Genomic DNA, 15,208 nt, shown 5'->3' with positions numbered 1-15,208 from the left:
CTGCGGGCACTCCTCAGGCCATGCGAGGGAGGGAGGCCCGACCTGTCACAGTGTTGATCGGTCTCGCCTCCTCAGTTCGCGGCAGACGCACGGCGGCGTTGAAACTATCACAAGGGTCGAACGAGACCTTGACGTCGGCGTTGCCTCACCCGCAGGCGGGGTTCACAGGTCCAGGACGAGGCGGGGGGATGTCGCGCGGGAGACGCAGGGGTACATGCGGCCCGTGGGGGCCCCGATGTCGTCGCGGTGTTCGGGTTCGCCCTCGACGACGGTGAGTTCGCAGGAGCCGCAGACGCCTTCGCGGCATCCGGAGGGGAGGGGGTGTCCGGCGTGGGTGAGGGCGTCCAGCAGTGATTCGCCGGGCGGCACCTGGATCGCGTGCCCTGAGCGGGCGCACAGGGCTTCGAAGTGTGCGTCGGGGGCGTACGTCCTGGGCGTCGGGTGGAAGCGTTCGGTGCGCAGTCGTTCGGTGCCGAACGCGGTGACTGCCGCGTCGAGCATCGGCGCGGGGCCGCACGCGTATACCAGGGTGCCGGGGGCGAGCGCCGATGCCAGGGTGGTCAGGTCGGGTCTGCCCTGGTGCCGGGTGGCGACGATCCGTACCCGGTCGCCGTGGGCGGCGCGCAGTTCGGCGGCGAAGGGCATGGTCGCCTCGGTGTGTCCGGCGTAGACGAGCGAGGCCGGGACACCGGATGCGACGGCCGCCCGCAGCATCGGCAGGAGAGGGGTGATGCCGATGCCGCCCGCGAGGAAGAGGTACGCGGGTGCGGGGGTGAGCGGGAAGTGGTTGCGCGGCAGTGACACGCCGAGGGTGCGGCCTGCGCGCAGGAAGCGGTGGATGTACTCCGAACCGCCGCGGCTGAGCGGGTCGTACCGTACGGCGATGCGGTAGGAGGTCCGGTCCCCCGGGTCCCCGCACAGGGAGTACTGCCGGGTCAGCCAGTTCGGCAGGTCCAGGTCGATATGGGCTCCCGGCTCCCAGGGCGCCAACGGGGCGGTGGCACCGCGCAGCAGGAGGGAGACGACGCCCTCGGCGATCGGCTCGATGCGGTCGATGGTCGTCTGTTGCATGGAAGTCACCTGTGGTCAGTAGAGCTTCCGGTAACCCTCGTGAAGGTTGCGTTCGAGGAGCTCCGGGTCGATGTCGAGTCCGAACTGGCCGGCTGCGATCTCGCCGACCGACGGGAGTTCATCCGCGAGTGCCTGGCTGGCGGGATCCCACAGCCGGGAGCGGATGAGCGCACGGCCGCAGTGGAAGTAGGCCTCTGTGACCTCGACGACGAGCGCCAGTTCGGGTTGCCTCGCCTCGGTCCGCATGCGCGCGAGGACATCGGGCTCGTCGGTGGGGTAGGCGTGGCCGTTGACGCGTAGCGTCTCCCGCAGTCCCGGGACGAGGAAGAGCAGCCCGATGCCGTCGTTCTCGGCGAGGTTGCGGAACGAGTCGGCGATCTTGTTGCCGGGTCGGTCGGGGATCGCGAGGGTGTGTTCGTCGAGGACCTTCACGAATCCCGGGTAGTCGCCGCGGGGTGAGCAGTCGGCGTTGCCGGCCGCGTCGGCTGTGGCGAGGGCCAGGAAGGGCGAGTGGGCGATGAAGATGCGGAAGTAGTCGTCGATGCGGTCGAGGATCTTGGCCTTGGTCATGGCTTCGGGTTCGCCGAGCCGGGCGCGGACCTCGGCCGGTGACATGCGCCGGGGGCGGGCAGAGGTATGCGTCATGAGGGCTCCTTCCAGGGCGAGGTGACGTGCGGAGGGGCAGGGGCGCGGGTGCGGGTGCGGGGTCACGGTGCGGAGTGCGTGCGCGATGCCGTGGGGCGTGTCCGGTGGGTTCCGGCCGGCGATCGAGCACGCTCCCGCAGGGCTGCCGGCAGTGGTCGATGACCGCTGCGCCGCAGCTCATGACAGTATTGTGAGCAATCATTCAGGTCCTGCGCCACTCGCATTCGCGGGGCCGCCGAGGAGACTCCATGGCATCGGGAAATCGCGGACTTCGGCCACGTAAACAGCCGCGACAGGCCCGGGCCGAGCTCACCCGGCAGCGCATCCTCACCGCCGCTGCTCACGTTTTCGCCGAGTACGGCTACGCCGCGGGGACCACCAACCGGATCGCCGAGCGGGCCAGGATCTCGATCGGGTCGCTTTATCAGTACTACCCGAACAAGGATGCGATCCTGATCGAGTTGCTCAACCGCCACCTCGATGCCGGGATGGCCGCCGCCACCGCCGGGATGGCCGCCGCCGGGTACGCGGGGGAAGGGGAGCCCGGCTCCCTCGAAGAGATCCTGCGCACCCTGGTGCGCGCCGCGATCGCCAACCACCACGACGATCCGCAACTGCTGCGCGTCATGGCCGAGGCGCCCCGCTCCCCCGAGCTTCTCGACAAGGTGGAGCAGCGGAAACGGGAACGGGTCGCCTTCGCCCGTGACTTGCTCGAACACCACCCGGAGGTCCGGGTCGACGACAAGGAGACGTCCGCCCAACTGCTCGTCTCCACGGTCGAACTCGTGGTCCACACACTCATCGCCGCGCCCAACGCCGTCGACGCCGAGCGGCTGGAGAGGGAACTCGTCGCGATGCTCACGCGCTATCTCACGGCGGCCTCGAGCCAGACGCCGCGCACAGCAACCTGACCGCCCTGGCATGGCTGCCCCGTCATCTCCCGGGTTCCGGCCGCGGGTTCCGGCTCGGCTGCCGGGTGACTCAACCCCCGTAGCCGATCCGTGAGTCCCGGTCAGCGACCGGCTCGTACGCGCAGGGAGGGAGGCTGGTCATGAGCGCCAGGTTCTCCCCTCGGCCGAGCCGGATCGGGGTGGGTGCGGTTGTCAGGGCTGGACGCGCATCCCCGGGTGCCGTCGTCTACCGGTGAACGCCCCCTATCCCGTCAGGGTCGGTCCACGCGGAAGTGGTAGCAGCCGTATTCGACGGCGCGGACGTGGACCTGGGCGGTCTCGGGGTCGGCGAACGCCTCGGCCAGTGCGTGTTCGAAGGCCGTGCGGGAGTCGTCGGGAAGCTCCAGCATGCGGCCGCCCGTGATGTGGCCTCGGCTGTCGTAGCGGCGCAGGACGCGCAGGGCGCCGGGGCGCGCCCAGGGGTAGCCGGGGTTCTCGCCGGACGGGCCGCCGCAGTCCTCGGCGTGGATGAAAACCGGCCCCTGTTCGTCGTACGCCCCGGGGTCGGCGTCCGTCCGCGCCGCCCACCGGCGCAGCGGGGCGTAGGAGACCAGGGCGATCCGCTCTCCGCGGGTACTGGACCGCAGGCAGCAGCGCAGAGGCGCGTCGCCCTCGTCGTCCGTGTACGGGCGTGGCGGATTGCCGGCGTCGTCATGGACACGGAGTTCCTTGAGTGCCGCGGCGGAGATGGGGAGGGGAGGGAAGGTGGGAGTCATGAGTTCACGGTGCCGCGGGCCGGCCCAGGACGCTGGCGGGAACCGGACGCCGTCTTCCGCGCCGGAGGAGCTCCCGTCAGAGGGGCCCGATGTCCCGTCCGCCGTCAGCTCTGCGGCGAACTCGCCGACGCCCGTGGCAGGCGTGGGGTGGATCGAGAGCGAACCGGTGGGTGCCCTGGGGCTCGTGAGGTGTGCGACGGCGCACTCTTCGAAGCAATCGCGCCACCTCGCGCTCCGTTAGTGCTTCAGCGCTCCTGGGCAGAGATCCCACGGTCAGCTCCGCACACCGCGGACCGCTCCCGCCGACCCCGGCCACACCTCTGGCGGACCACGCCCACGCCGGAGACCATGGCGCCCTGCGCTCACACGATCGCGACGTACACAACGTACAAGACGTACGAGACGTCACCCCGGACGACCGGCGCCAACAGCTTCGCACGACCTTCGGGCCGCACGGCGTGCGGTCACCCGAACCGCTCTCCCCGCACACGGTCCGCCACACGCGGGGCCGGGCCACCTTCGAGGAGTTGCCGAAATGTCCCACGATTCCCCCGAGTTACCCTCGGACCGGTCCCCGAACGACCACTCCCCGTATGACCGCTACCCGTACGAGCAACCCTCGTACGACGGCCCCCTGTACGACCGTCCTTCCCCCGCCTGGTCGACCGGCCAGGACGAGCCCTCCGGTGTCCGTCCGTCGAACGCCCACTCCGGTGCCCACCGCACCCTGCGTCTGCTGCGGCGGGCGTACCGATGGCAACGGCGCGTGGCGACCATCACCGCGCTCGGCTACTTCGCCGCCTTCCTCACCCTGACCGTCAAGGCGCCCTCCCTGATGGCCCGCCCCGGCCCCGGCGGCCTGTCCACCGGGCTGGTCCTGGCCCTCGTCCAGATCCCCGTCACCTGGCTCGCGGTCCTCCTCTACGAGGCCACCGCGCACCGCTTCGTGGATCCCCTCGCGCGTCACGCCCGCCGCCAGACGCGTGTGGCCGTCGCGGACCGGGAGCAGGGGCCATGACCGAGTTCAGTGGCTCCGCCCAGTCCTGGTCCCTCGTAGCGTTCTGCACGGTCGTCGCCCTCACCCTGCTGCTGTGCGTGCTCACCGGCCCGGAGGCGGACGACCTGGCCGAGTTCTACACCGGTTACCGGTCCCTCTCGCCGATACGCAACGGACTGGCCGTCGCCGGTGACTACATCTCCGCCGCCACCGTCCTCACCATCGGGGGGATCATCGCCCTGTGCGGCTACGACGGCATCGTCCTGGCCCTGAGCGCCCTGCTGTCCCTGCTGTTGCTGATGTTCCTGCTGGCCGAACCGCTTCACAACACCGGCCGCTACACCATGGGCGACGCGCTGGCCCGCCGCCATCCGGCGCGGTCCGTGCGTGTCACGGCCTGTCTGGTCACGCTGGCCGCGCTCGTCCCGATGATGGTCGTACAACTGGCCGGGGTCGGCGAACTCCTGGCGTACGTGCTCGGGTTCACCGATCCCGGCATGAAGAACGGCTGCGTGGCCGGGGCCGGAGTCCTCATGATCACCTATGCGGCGCTGGGCGGGATGCCCGGCACCGCGCTCGTCCAGATCATCAAGACCGTGGTGCTGCTCGGCTCCGGGCTGGTCGTGAGCGTCCTGATCCTGCGCATGTTCGGCTGGCAGCCCCAGGCGCTGTTCCATGCGGCGGCCGGGCAGAGCGGGGCGGGGCCCGCCTATCTGAAGTGGGGTCTGCAGTACTCCAGCAGCCCGCATCCCGCCCTGGACATGGCCAGCACCCAGTGCGCGATCGTGCTCGGCGGTGCTTGCCTGCCACATGTCACCATGCGGATGTACACCGCGGGCACCCCTCGTCAGGTCCGTCGTGCGATGTCCTGGGCGGTCTCCTCGGTGACCCTGTTCATTCTGATGCTCACGCTGATCTGCACCGGTGCGGCCGCGCTCGTCGGTCATGACCGCATCGCCGCCGCCGACGCGCACGGCACGACCGCCTATCTCCTGGGCGCCCGCGCCGCGTTCGGAACCAGTCTGTCCCGGCCGGAGAGTCTGCTCTTCGCCACCGTCACCACCGCCGTCTTCCTCACCCTCCTCGCCTCCGTCGCCAGCATGACGCTCGCCTGCGCCAACACCCTCGCCCACGACCTGACCGCGTCCCGCGCCACTCCCCCGGCCCCGGCCCGGGAACTCGCCCTCGCCCGGTTCAGCGCCCTGGCCGTGGGCATCCCCACCATCCTTCTGGCCGTCCTCGCCCAGCACCGCAGCCTTCAGCCGCTGGCGACCGTCTCGTTCACCCTGGGCGCCTCGGCCATCGCTCCCGCGCTGCTCTACACCCTCTTCTGGCGCCGCTACACGCGCACCGCACTCCTGGCCACCCTCATCGTGGGAACCCTGAGCGTCCTGGCCCTGGCCCCCGGCACCACGCTGGTCTCCGGGACGCCGCTGTCCGCCTTCCCGGAAGCGGACTTCGCCTGGTTCCCCTACAACACGACCGCCCTCGTCTCCATACCCGCGGGCTTCCTGGCCGGCTGGCTCACCACGGTCCTGGCCGGGCGACGGGCCACCGCCCGTGAACGCAGCCGTTACGAATCCCACGAGCACCACCTGCTCACCGGCCCGCCGCCACGCCACTCGCCCCAGTAGTGCCGGACACGGCGGGAAGGGGCGCCCCGCCAGGGGACGCCCCTTCCGTTCACCGCCCTTCGGAACCTACTCGATGTTGATCTTGAATGTGCTGGTCGTGTTCTTGATGTCCTGGGCGTTGCCGCTCATCCGCAGGTTGCGGAAGGTGGCCTCGCCGACGGCCGGGCCCTGGCCGGGCTCGGGCAGTTCGTTGGCCCAGATACCGAAGCCGGACTTGGCGTCGAAGGCGTCTCCGCTCTTCTTGGAGTTGGTGATGGAGACGTCGGTGAAGATGGTGTCCTTCACCGGGAACTGCGGCTGGCCGCCGACGTAGTTGGTCTGGAACATCACGCCTCCGTAGGTGGAGTCGTCGATGTCGACGTCGTTGACCCTGATGCCCTGGAAGACCTTCGACGCGGAGAACGCCCAGATGGCGGGGAAGACCTGGGAGCCCCAGAAGTGGCCGCCCGTCCGGTCCAGGGAGACGTTCTCGATCGTCGTGGGTTCGGTGCCGAAGCCGTTCATCGGGTAGCCGAAGTCCAGCGAGGAGATCGTGATGCCGGAGTAGACCAGCGTGTCGGCGACCCGGATGTTGCGGAAGGTGTTGTTGTAGCCGCCGTAGACCGCGATGCCAGCCGCCCGCCAGGTGAGTGTGGACGTCAGGTTCTCGTAGAGGTTGTTCTTCTCGTCGGCGCCGCCGGCGTCGATGGCCGAGAAGAGCGCGAAGCTGTCGTCGCCCGTGGCGCGGGCGTCGTTGTTGACCACGTGGTTGTCCGTGGAGCCGTTCGTCATGTTGATGCCGTCGGCGAACGTGTCACGGATGCGGGTGTTCGAGATGGTCATGTTGTCGGTGTTGGCGCCCCAGTAGAGGCACACCATGTGCTCGGCCCAGATGTTGTCGATGGTGATGTTGGAGACGTTGGAGAAGTCGAACACCTTGCCCGGACCGTCGATCCGGGACGTGTAGTTGCCGAAGTAGGAGAAGCCGGTGAACGACGAACCGTTGGCGGTGGCCTCGGCCCGGAAGCCCACGTCGGTGTTCTCCTGCGAAGAAGGGGCCCGGAAGCGGGTGAACCACGGCCCGGCCCCGAGGACCTTGACGGCCTTGCCGTAGACCTGGAACTTGCTGGAGGTCTCGTAGTCGCCGGTGGGCAGGTAGACGCCGACGAGCTTGCCCGTGGTGTCCATGCGGACCTTGTCGAGGGCGTTCTGGACGTCCTGGTGCGTGAAGCCGGCCGGGACCGTGTAGGCGGCCGGGTCCGGGTTCGGGGTCTCCGTCGCCTGTTCGAGGTTGATGAAGTCGATGGCGTAGGTGGAGGTGTTGGCCGCGTCCTTCTGGAGGCGGATCTTGGAGCCGGCCGGCACGGTCTTGCCGAGCAGCAGGTTGGCCTCGTCGTAGATGTGACGCTGGGCACCGGAGCCGGGCGAGTTGCCGGGCGAGGTCTCGTTGCCGTAGAGCCAGGCGTACTTCGAGGTGAGGTCGATCGCCTTGAGGAACTGGCCGTCGACGTAGACGTTGAGGGTGGTGTTGGTGCCGTCCGGGATGGAGAAGCGGGTGACCAGGGTGTTGGTCGCCGCGCGGGTGGTCCACTCGACGTACTGGCCGGTCCCGTTCAGCGTCACCGCCTTGCGGCCGCTCGCCTCGCCGGCGATGTCGCCGATGGTCCGGTTCGGGCCGACGACCGTGGCGCCGCCGCCGACCGCGCCGTCCTCGGCCTCGTACATGTCGTACGGCATGTCCGCGCCGCGGCCGACGAACAGGGGCTGCGTGGTGGTGTTGTTGGTGCGCTTGACCGGCAGTTCGTTGGTGTCGTCGGCGATGACCGTCTTGACGGTGAACTTGCCGTTGACGGCCGTCCACGAGCCGAGGGCGATCGGTGCGGTCGTCTGACCGGACGCGATCACGCCGTTGTAGGAGCCGCTGAGCGTCTTGACCGTGGCGCCGTTGGCGTCCTGGACCGTCAGCGTGACGCCGTGGGCGCCGGAGGCCGAGGCCACCGTGCCCTGGTTCTTGATGGCGACGGTGAAGGCGACCGCGTCGCCCGCCGAGGCGCTGGACGGGGACCAGGCGACCGGCGCGGCGACCAGGTCGGAGCTGGAGACCGGCTTGACGACCAGGGCGTCGGAGCGGGTGAAGACGTTGTTCGCCTCGTTCTGCTCGATGACCTTGTTCGACGGGTCCACCTCGGCGCCGACCGGGTAACTGCCCGCATCCCGGGTGCCGATACTCGCCGTGACCGTCGTCGACGCGCCGGCCGCGAGGGCCGGGACGTCCGCCGTAGCCGCCTTGGTGCCGCCGAGCGTGAAGTTCAGGTCGGTGGCCTTGGACGCCTTGCTGCCGCTGTTGGTGACGGTCGCCGTCAGGCTGATGGCGTCCGACTCCACCGGGGCGGCGGGCGAGTTGGTGATCCCGGTGACCTTGAGGTCCGGGTTGGCGGCCGGGGTGCCGATCACCTGAACCTCGGCGACCTGCGCGCCCGGGGCACCGGTGTTGGAGGCGAACTTGAGCTGGATGTCGGCGGCCGCGCCGGAGACCGGGATGGTCACCGTATTGCCGGTCGCCGGGTTGAACGTGTAGTCCTTCGCCGCGGCGAGGCTGGTGAAGGCCGTGGCGTCCTGGTCGCGGCCGAGCACCTGGATGTTCTGGGTGCGGGTGGACCAGGCGGCGTCCGGGTTGAGCTTGACGACGACCTGGCCGAGGTCGGCGTTGGCGCCCAGCTTGGTGGTGAGGGTGGCCGGGTAGGAGCCGCCCGCGCTCTCCCAATAGGTGCCGATCTGGCCGTCGTTGGCGTTCGTGGCGACGTAGGTGAAGGTGTACGAGGAGGCCTCGATGGGCTTGCCCTGGGCGAGGTCGGAGCCGGAGCCGTTACCGGCCCGGGTGACGCTGTTGCTGGCCACCGACACGTTCCCGGCGGCGTCCTTCGCCTTCACGTAGTAGGTGACCGTGGCCGTCGCCGACGGGGTGTCGGTGTACGTCGTGACGTCGCCCGCCACGGACTTGACGAGCTGGTCGCCCGCGTAGACGTCGTAGCCGGTGACCTGGACGTTGTCGCTGGACGCCTGCCAGGTGAGCTTCACGTCGTTGCCGGACTGGGTGTAGGCGAGGTTGCCGGGCGCGGTGGGGGCCTGGGTGTCGCCGCTCGATCCCTTGCGGGTGACGCTGTTGCTGTTGGCGGAGACGTTGCCCGCCGCGTCCTTGGCCCGCACGAAGTAGGTGATGTCGCTGCCGGCCGGCTGGGTGTCGGTGTAGGTCAGGACGTTCCCGGCGACGCTCGCCCGCAACTGGCCGTTGGCGTAGACGTCGTAGCCGGTCACGGCCGTGTCGTCGGTGGCCGCGCTCCAGTTCAGCTTGATCTGACCGGTGGCCGGCTCGGTGTAGCTCAGGTTGGTCGGCGCGGTGGGTGCCTGGGTGTCGCCGGTCGCCGGTCCGTAGACCTCCAGCTCGGACGCCTGCCCGGCGGGCCAGCCGCTGTTGGCGGTGAACAGCACGCGCACGTACCGCGTGGTGGTCGCGTCGAAGGTGATGGTCGCCGACTGGTCGTTGGAGCTGTCGAAGGTGTACGCCTTCGAGGCCGTCAGGTCGGTGAAGTTCTGGTTGTCGGTCGAGCCCTGGACCTTGAAGGTCTGACTGCGGCTCGGCCAGCCGCTGGGCAGCCGGAGCGTCACCTGGTTGATCTGGACCGACGAGCCGAGGTCGACCTGGAGCCACTGCGGGAAGGCGTTGTTCGTGCTCTCCCAGTAGGTGTTGCGGTTGCCGTCACCGGCGTTGGCCGCGCCGTAGACGTCGGCGTGCCCGCTCTCGCTGAAGGGTTTGCCCTGGGCGAGGTTGGGGGTCGCGGCGGCGGCCGTGAGGACCTGCATCTCGGCGAGCTGTGCGGTGGCGGCGACCGAGTTGGCGGTGAAGTCGGCCCGGACGTACCGGGCGAGGGTCGCCGGGAAGGAGACCTTCACCGTGTTGCCGTTGCCGGGGCTGAAGACGTACTGCGCCGACGACTTGAGCGTGGCGAAGCTCTTGCCGTCGGCGCTGCCCTGAAGGGCCAGCGTCTGCTTGCGGGTCTGCCACTGCTCGGGCAGCCGCAGCACGACCTGCCGGACGCGCTCGGTCCGTCCGAGGTCGGTCTGGACCCACTGGGCGGACTTCTTCCCTGCCTGCCAGTAGGTGTCGGTGTCGCCGTCGGTGACATCGGCGGCCGCGTGTGCGGCACGGGCGCTGCCCGCCTTGGTCTTGGCGTCCGCGGCGGCGTTGGGTCCGCCGGCCGCGTGCGCGCCGACGGCGGGCAGGCCCAGAACCATCACGGCGGAGGCGAGCACAGCGGTCGCTGCGCGCCGTCTCCAGGATCTCGGCTTGTGTCGAGTCATGCGGGGTCGCTTTCTGCGGAGGCTCGCATCCCGAAGGGGCGGCGAGGGCGGCTCGTTCCTGGCGGAGTGGTGCAGAAAGGTGCGGGAGGATCGGTTCTCGGCGGTTCTCTGCGGAGCAGTGGCTCGGTGGCTCAGGGACGCGGTGGCTCGATGTCACAGTGGCGCGGTGCGCAGGATATTGCGTTGTTTCATCGAAATATTGCAGAGACTCATGAGTCGGTCCACAGGCAGGACGTCACAAATTTCACCAGAAGAGCTCACGCCTCGGCAGAGGAAGCGGCATGCACAGCCATTCCCGACCGATGAGGCGGTCAAAGAGCAGGCACACAGGCGTACTTGACACGCCCGGATGCCTCGGTCGGCAACTCGGATGCGAGCGTTGCGCTTGCGTCACCGGACCGCAAGCGAACGCAAGATGCGCAAGAACTTGCGCGATCCTGCGTCGCGGGTCTGCAACGCAAGTCCGGTACTCCCGGCACACAGGGCAACGTCGCCCGGTTCGCGTTCCTCAACTCCGAGGCCGGGCAGTTCGACCAGGAGAGCACGCCCCTGCCCGACGAGAGCGGCCTGGGCGTGGTCGTCTACAGCGCGGCCCCGGCACGCCCGCCGAGGATGCCCGCACCCTCCTCGCCAGCTGGAGCGCCACCACGGCGCGGGGCCGAGAGGCGGACGCCGCCGGGAATCCTCCGCCCGGACGGCCCTGAACGAGGGCGGAAGCCGACCGGTGGCCGGCCGCTGCGACGCCCGCTGTGCACAGGGAACAGTCCGATTCGGTTGTGGGCGGTCGGCGCCGCAGGCTTGCCGGGTGGCCGCTCGGGCGCGGTGGCTCCGCCGCGCGCTCTGCACCTGGCCAAGCCCGGCGAGTTGTCGATTCCGCAGGTCAACGGTCACTTCGCAACCTGCCGTTGACCGCTCGCCGCGCACAGGGAAATCTCAGAATGCCGTCTGCTCCCCGGACGGCGGCCACCCTTCGTTCACGTGTCCGTCGTCGCGGACCGGCTTGCTGTGGAGCGAAGTTATATAGACAACTTTGCTCACCTGGGCGTCGTCGCGACGGCGTCCGGGGCGGAGAGGACCCAACACCGTGCAACCCCTCTCACAGGTCTCCGCGGCCGGCAGCAGCATCTCGATCGGCTCCCCGACGTCCCCGCACCGCGGCGACAAACTGACCTTCGACTGGGCCACCGACGCACCCGACCCGAAGAACTGGATCGGCGTGTACGACGGCGACCGGCAGCCCGGCAGCGGTGGTGGCTCGCTCGTCTGGGCCTACGTCTCCGGCACCTCCGGGCAGACCACCCTCGACACCTCGGGGCTCGGTGCCGGGCCCTACACCGCCTACCTCCTGGCCAAGGACGGCTACGTCGTCCTCGCCAGGACGGCGCCGTTCACCTTCGCGGGGACGTCCACCGGCGACTCGATCGAGCTGACGACGCCGAACCCGCACGAGGGCGACAAGGTCTCCTTCCACTGGACGACCACGGCGCCCGACCCGAAGAACTGGATCGGCGTCTACGACGGTGACCGGCAGCCCGGTCACGGTTCCTCGCTCGCCTGGCAGTACACCCCGGCCGGCTCCGGTGACATCACGCTCGACACCTCCGGGCTCGACGCCGGGCAGTACACCGCCTACCTGCTGGCCAAGGACGGCTACGACATCCTCGCCGAGACGGCGCCGTTCACCTTCGCGGTCCGCCCGGTGATTCCCCGTCCGCACGCGGCCGTGGACGCCGTGACCACCGCCGCGCAGACCGCGGGCACGTCCTTCTCGCTGGCCCTGGGCGGCCTGTGGATCAGGCCGGAGGGCAATGCCGCGGGCAGCGCGACCTTCCGCCGCACGGCGGGCGACTCGTGGTTGTCGGTGACGGCGGACGGCACCGTCAGCGGCAAGGTCCCGTCTCTCGGGCGGCGTACGCCCGGCCGTGTGGTGGTCTCCGTCACCGACAGCGCCGTGGGCAGCGACACCGTCTCCGTGCAGGTGCCGGTGCGCAGCTCCCGGGACCGGCTCCGGCTCAAGGCCGCCACGCTGAACCTCTGGGACGGCGGCAGCCATGCCGACGGGTTCCCGGAGAAGCAGGTGCGGCTGGTGCTCACCCAGGGCCTGGACGTCGTGGCGCTCCAGGAATGCGGTGCCAAGGCCGCCACCGATCTCGCCGCGGCGCTCGGCTGGCATGCGCACCAGGCCGGCGGTCTCGGCATCGTCAGCCGGTATCCGCTCACCGACGTCGTCGCCCCGACCACCACGCTGCCGGCCGCCGCGGCGACGCTGCGTCTGCCCGGCGACCGCACGGTACGTCTGTGGACGGCTCAGCTGGACGAGGCCGACTACGGCCCCTACGCGCTGCTGGCGGGCAGGACCGCCGCCGAGGTCGAGGCGGCGGAGAAGTCGACGGCGCGTTACGCGCAGGCCCGGGCGCTGGTGGCCGCGATGGGGCCGGACCTCGCCTCGCGCACCCCCGTCGTTCTGGCGGCCGGTCTGGCCTCGCCCTCGCACCACGACTGGACGGACCGGACCGCGGCCGCCCACCAAGGGGTCGGCCGGGTCCGCTGGCCGGTCACCGAGGCCCTGGAGCAGGCCGGCCTCGTCGACGCCTTCCGCGAGGTCCACTCCAGCCCGGTGACGGCCCCCGGCACCACCTGGTCCCCCGTCAGGCCGCAGCACGAGGGCGGCGGGACGGAGCCGCAGGACCGGATCGACCAGGTCCAGTACGCGGGGAAGCTGCGGGTGCTGGAGGCCCACAGCCTGGTCACCGGCTGGCCGCGGCCGGTGCCGGACACCGCCGCCAACGGCTGGCCCTCCGACCACGCGGCCGCCGTCGTCACCTTCTCCCTGTCCCGCCGCGGCTGACCCGAACGACCCGAAGGACTTCTTCCCATGACCGAGATCAGCCGCCGCACCTTCATCGGCACCACCGCCGCCACGGCCGCCGTCGCCGCCACCGCCGGACTTCCCGGCACCGCGGAGGCGGCGGGGCGCGACACGCGCGGCAGCATCGCCGACGTCAAGCACGTGGTGATCCTGATGCAGGAGAACCGCAGTTTCGACCACTACTTCGGCACCCTGAACGGCGTCCGGGGCTTCGGCGACCGCCAGGCCAGCGTCCTGGCCAACGGCGACCCGGTGTTCCGCCAGCCCGACAGAGGCCGCAAGGAGGGCTATCTGCTGCCCTTCCGCATGGACACCACCAAGTACAACGCACAGAACGCGGGGGGCCTCCCGCACGACTGGGACACCGGGCACACCGCCGTCGACGGCGGCGCCATGGACAAGTGGGTGTCCGCCAAGGGCGAGCGGACCATGGGCTACTTCACCCGCGAGGACATCCCGTACCAGTACGCGCTGGCCGACGCCTTCACCCTCTGCGACGGCTACCACTGCTCGCTCAACGGCCCCACCGACCCCAACCGCCTCTACCTGTGGACCGGCACCGCGGGCCCCGGCGTCGACGGCACCACGGGCCCGTGGACCGACAACACCCCGGTCACCGGCAACCCGGTGGCGGACTGGACGACGTACGCGGAACGCCTGGAGCAGGCCGGCGTCAGCTGGCGCGTCTACCACAACCCGGACGGCTCCGACGACCGGTACGGCGACTACGACGACAACGCGCTGTCGTACTTCAAGCAGTTCCACGCGTTCCCCAAGGACGACCCGCGGTACGTCAACGCCATGACGAAGTTCGACCTCACGGCGTTCGACCAGCACTGCAAGGACGGCACCCTGCCCGCCGTCTCCTGGCTGGTGGCGCCGTACCTGTTCTGCGAGCACCCGGCGGCCAGCCCCGACTACGGCGCCCACTGGGTGAACACCGCGCTGCAGTCGCTGTTCGCCAACCCCGAGGTGTGGAAGCACACCGTCTTCCTGCTCATGTACGACGAGAACGACGGGTACTTCGACCACGTCATCCCGCCGTTCCCCGAGCCCGGCACCAAGGACGAGTTCGCGAGCGGCAAGCCGATCGGGCTGGGCAGCCGGGTGCCGCTGTGGGTCGTCTCGCCCTGGTCGCGCGGCGGCTGGGTCAACTCCCAGGTCTTCGACCACACTTCGGTGCTGCGGTTCCTGGAGCAGGTCACCGGGGTGCGGGAGCCCAACATCTCCGACTGGCGGCGCACGGTCTGCGGCGACCTCACCAGCTGCTTCGACTTCACCCGGCCCGACTACAGCATTCCCGGGCTGCCGGACACCGTCGCGCTGATGGCGAAGGCCGACGCGGGCAACGCGCTGCCGGCGGTGAAGATACCCGACCAGCAGTCCATGCCCGGGCAGGAACCGGGACAGCGCCCGCACCGCCCGCTGCCGTACCGCCCGTGGGCCGATGTCACCGTCGACCGGACCACCGGAGAGGTCATCTGCACCCTCACCAACGACGGCAGCGTCGGCTACCACTTCACCGTGCTGCCCAACGTCGAACTGCCCTTCACCGGTGTGCCGTTCACGGTCCCGCCGCGCTCCTCCCGCACCTATGTGTGGGACGCCGCCGCGACCGACGGCCGCTACGACTTCTCGGTGCACGGCGCGGACGGGTTCGTCCGCCGCTTCGCCGGGACGGTCGTGCGCGACGGCCAGGACGATGTGGCGGTGCCCTCCGTCACGGCGGCGCTGACGCACACCGCACGCGCCCAGGACGCCAGGATCGAGCTGGAGCTGCGCAACGCCGGCGGCACCGAGGCGGCCTTCACGGTCAGCCCGAACGACTTCGCCGGCAAGGAGCAGACCGTGTGGGTCAAGGCGGGCGGCCACTCCCGGGTGACCTGGCACACCGACGAGGGCCGGTACGACATCACGGTCACCGCGGGAACCGGGACGCGGTTCGCACAGCGTTACGCGGGGACCGTGCACGCCGGCTGAGCCACGGC

9 protein-coding genes are annotated in these 15,208 nt (G+C 70.1%); 5 read left to right on the top strand and 4 right to left on the bottom strand.

The window, feature by feature from the left end:
- Positions 1-162: 162 nt before the first annotated feature.
- Together ACFWXC_RS12015 and ACFWXC_RS12010 are read right to left on the bottom strand one after the other, a co-directional pair.
- Positions 163-1,071: a PDR/VanB family oxidoreductase gene (locus ACFWXC_RS12015; RefSeq protein WP_384477008.1), complete on the bottom strand. Its 909-nt coding sequence runs from the start codon at positions 1,069-1,071 to the stop codon at positions 163-165.
- A 15-nt stretch (positions 1,072-1,086) separates the two neighbouring features.
- Positions 1,087-1,716, bottom strand: a complete 630-nt coding sequence (locus tag ACFWXC_RS12010) for an MSMEG_1061 family FMN-dependent PPOX-type flavoprotein (protein WP_384477005.1) — start codon at positions 1,714-1,716, stop codon at positions 1,087-1,089.
- 248 nt (positions 1,717-1,964) lie between these two features.
- Between ACFWXC_RS12010 and ACFWXC_RS12005 the strand changes: the two genes are divergently transcribed.
- The gene (locus ACFWXC_RS12005; RefSeq protein ID WP_384477002.1) at positions 1,965-2,627 is read left to right on the top strand and encodes a TetR/AcrR family transcriptional regulator; all 663 of its coding nucleotides are present in this window, start codon (positions 1,965-1,967) and stop codon (positions 2,625-2,627) included.
- Positions 2,628-2,878: 251 nt separating this feature from the next.
- Here the strand turns inward: ACFWXC_RS12005 and ACFWXC_RS12000 are convergent, their stop codons facing one another.
- The gene (locus ACFWXC_RS12000) at positions 2,879-3,382 is read right to left on the bottom strand and encodes a DUF1203 domain-containing protein (RefSeq protein ID WP_384476999.1); all 504 of its coding nucleotides are present in this window, start codon (positions 3,380-3,382) and stop codon (positions 2,879-2,881) included.
- Between the two features lie 535 nt (positions 3,383-3,917).
- Between ACFWXC_RS12000 and ACFWXC_RS11995 the strand changes: the two genes are divergently transcribed.
- Positions 3,918-4,400, top strand: a complete 483-nt coding sequence (locus ACFWXC_RS11995) for a DUF485 domain-containing protein (protein WP_384476996.1) — start codon at positions 3,918-3,920, stop codon at positions 4,398-4,400.
- Positions 4,397-6,013 (top strand): cation acetate symporter, encoded by a 1,617-nt coding sequence (locus ACFWXC_RS11990; RefSeq protein WP_384476993.1) that lies wholly within the window; start codon positions 4,397-4,399, stop codon positions 6,011-6,013. The genes ACFWXC_RS11995 and ACFWXC_RS11990 overlap by 4 nt, the downstream gene beginning before the upstream one ends.
- Positions 6,014-6,079: 66 nt before the next feature.
- Here ACFWXC_RS11990 and ACFWXC_RS11985 read toward each other — a convergent pair whose 3' ends face one another.
- Positions 6,080-10,351 (bottom strand): discoidin domain-containing protein, encoded by a 4,272-nt coding sequence (locus ACFWXC_RS11985; protein ID WP_384476990.1) that lies wholly within the window; start codon positions 10,349-10,351, stop codon positions 6,080-6,082.
- A 1,084-nt stretch (positions 10,352-11,435) separates the two neighbouring features.
- Between ACFWXC_RS11985 and ACFWXC_RS11980 the strand changes: the two genes are divergently transcribed.
- The gene (locus ACFWXC_RS11980) at positions 11,436-13,199 is read left to right on the top strand and encodes an endonuclease/exonuclease/phosphatase family protein (protein WP_384476987.1); all 1,764 of its coding nucleotides are present in this window, start codon (positions 11,436-11,438) and stop codon (positions 13,197-13,199) included.
- A 27-nt stretch (positions 13,200-13,226) separates the two neighbouring features.
- The gene (locus tag ACFWXC_RS11975; RefSeq protein ID WP_384476984.1) at positions 13,227-15,200 is read left to right on the top strand and encodes a phosphocholine-specific phospholipase C; all 1,974 of its coding nucleotides are present in this window, start codon (positions 13,227-13,229) and stop codon (positions 15,198-15,200) included.
- Positions 15,201-15,208: the final 8 nt, after the last annotated feature.

It is taken from the genome of Streptomyces sp. NPDC058683 (genome assembly GCF_042716195.1).
GTDB lineage: Bacteria > Actinomycetota > Actinomycetes > Streptomycetales > Streptomycetaceae > Streptomyces.
This window is presented reverse-complemented; position numbering and strand designations above follow the sequence as displayed.